The sequence below is a fragment of the Candidatus Cloacimonadota bacterium genome, assembly GCA_011372345.1.
In the GTDB taxonomy this organism is placed as follows: Bacteria; Cloacimonadota; Cloacimonadia; order Cloacimonadales; family TCS61; genus DRTC01.
The window spans coordinates 1-1,670 of sequence record DRTC01000422.1 but is presented as its reverse complement, the minus strand read 5'-3'; the positions used below and the strand labels follow the sequence as shown (position 1 = coordinate 1,670).

Annotated in this window: 2 protein-coding genes; one reads left to right on the top strand and one right to left on the bottom strand. The window is 35.6% G+C overall.

All coding sequences use genetic code 11. The annotated features are described in order from the left end of the window. Positions 1-60: 60 nt before the first annotated feature. Positions 61-267, top strand: coding sequence for a hypothetical protein (locus ENL20_08220; GenBank protein HHE38542.1), 207 nt, complete (start codon positions 61-63; stop codon positions 265-267). Positions 268-376: 109 nt separating this feature from the next. On the opposite strand, the gene ENL20_08215 is transcribed toward ENL20_08220, so the two are convergent. After that, the gene (locus tag ENL20_08215) at positions 377-1,669 is read right to left on the bottom strand and encodes a hypothetical protein (GenBank protein HHE38541.1); all 1,293 of its coding nucleotides are present in this window, start codon (positions 1,667-1,669) and stop codon (positions 377-379) included. Position 1,670 lies beyond the last annotated feature (1 nt).

Sequence of the window (1,670 nt, the reverse complement as noted above, 5' to 3'; positions counted from 1 at the left end):
TGAATATTTTAGATTAAAAGTTCTTCAAAAATGCGGATATTTAATGGTGAATTTAAATGAATGAAAAAATCTATTACCCACTGGTTTCTGCCGAGAACCAAAATTCATAAAACCGATGGAAAAATAGAAACGAAATATTTTACACTCGAAGAAGGTTCGATCTTATTAGAACCTGATGTCCGAAAATATTTCCCGGATTCTGAATCCGTAAATAATGCTTTGCGTTCCTTACAGAATATTCTACCGGCAAATATAAAGCATGGGTAAATTGATTGCATGATTAACTCGACTTGCTGCGACCACAGGGAATGCGAATTGTGTTCGGTTAGTATTAATCTCGGAACGATCCGTCAGGAGCCGGATTAAAAGTTCCGAGCTACAACTTCTTCTCGATCTCCGGAATCATTTCTTTCAATTTATCGGAGGAATTCATTAAAGCCTTCACGCCTGCTTTGTTAAAATCCAAATCGATCCCTTTGATGTTAGTGAAAGAATTTTTATATACTTCATCCCCGGAAGTCATATCGACAACAGAAATAGTAAGATCAGCATAAGCAGAAAACATTTCATAAGCTTCCGAACCTTTTCTCGTTCTCGCTTCGAGAGTTATCATCAGGTCAGCTTCGGAAATATCTTCTACAAATGAAAATCCTTTATTGGAGAGGATTTCCTTGAGTTTTGGTTCGAGATAAAGAACATCGAGTTTATTCCCGAGATTTGTTTCATCCGCTTCGATAAAAAAGGTTAATCCCTTCACATTCAGGATAAACTTTGTTTCCGGAAGAGGAAAACTTTCCAGGATATTCCGATAGATAAAGGATGTGCTGTCCTGGTTTATAAAACTGGAAATATCGAGTTCTGATTTTATCATCTGCAATTTTTCAGGAGAAGTTATCCTGGTGATATCACATTTCCCGATCCCGGAAGAATTTGTCCTGACTTTTTCTATCAGATCACCAGAACCTTTAATAAAATAGAATTTCAAAGGTAAATTCGATACTTTAAAAGGTTCATCAAGTTTATAATCTGCAATAATTTTCAAAGGTTGTTTCAAAGGTTTGTTTGTTTTAGCATCGATTTTAGCTGGCTGCGGTTTTAGTTCGATATTTGATAAAATATTCTGGATTGAGAAATAGATTTCATTTGTCAGGAATATCTCTTTACCGTCGATTGTTGCTTTTAGAGTTTCACCAATATATTTTTCTAAAGGTTTAAGAGCTTGCAGGTAATACAGAAGAGCTTTTTCGATATTTTTATTCTTTTCATTTGATCTTGCTTCGGTAAACATATCCAGGGCAAGATTGAGCGCTTTATCTATTTTTTCTCTTTTCTTCCTTTCGTAAACTTCCTTTGATAAACGATAATAGATCCAGTAATTTTCTTTATCTTCATAAGTATCGAGGATCTCGAAACCTTCCAGTTCCGCTTGCGTCGAAGTCTGTATACTGGATTTGATCTCTTCTTCCAGAACACCCGATTTTTCGATCACATTGCTGAGCACTTCCCCGGAGATATTTATCGTAATTTCGGAAGCAAGGTTTTTTAGAGCATTATCTTTCGCTATCTGGATATGATCGGTACTTCCTTTTGTTTTTGATGAAACTCCAATCCCGATGTAATAGTTATTATCGATCGGTCTGGATTTTACCCAATCCGCTATTATTGATATT